The sequence below is a fragment of the Paenibacillus camelliae genome, assembly GCF_023715345.1.
GTDB lineage: Bacteria > Bacillota > Bacilli > Paenibacillales > Paenibacillaceae > Pristimantibacillus > Pristimantibacillus camelliae.
In genome coordinates, this window is the sequence record NZ_JAMBNY010000075.1 from 1 (window position 1) to 296 (window position 296).

1 rRNA gene is annotated in these 296 nt (G+C 49.0%); it reads right to left on the reverse strand.

The window, feature by feature from the left end:
• A 5S ribosomal RNA gene (rrf, locus tag M3180_RS22475) occupies positions 1-68 on the reverse strand; the annotation flags it as partial.
• Between the last annotated feature and the right edge of the window lie 228 nt (positions 69-296).

Sequence of the window (296 nt, forward strand, 5' to 3'; positions counted from 1 at the left end):
GCGCTGGAGGGCTTAACGGTCGTGTTCGAGATGGGAACGTGTGGTTCCCCTCCGCCATCGCCACCAAACGATAACTATTATATAGAAGAATCATTGATCCTTCAAAACTGACAACGAGTGAGCGAACAACTGCCAATTGTTCTACAGAAGCTAAGCTTCCGCTGGAGAACTTACATCCGAAGATCTAAGCTCTCCTGACCCTCAAGGGATCTCATGATCTTCTACTCGGAAGATCGTGTTCTCTTAGAAAGGAGGTGATCCAGCCGCACCTTCCGATACGGCTACCTTGTTACGAC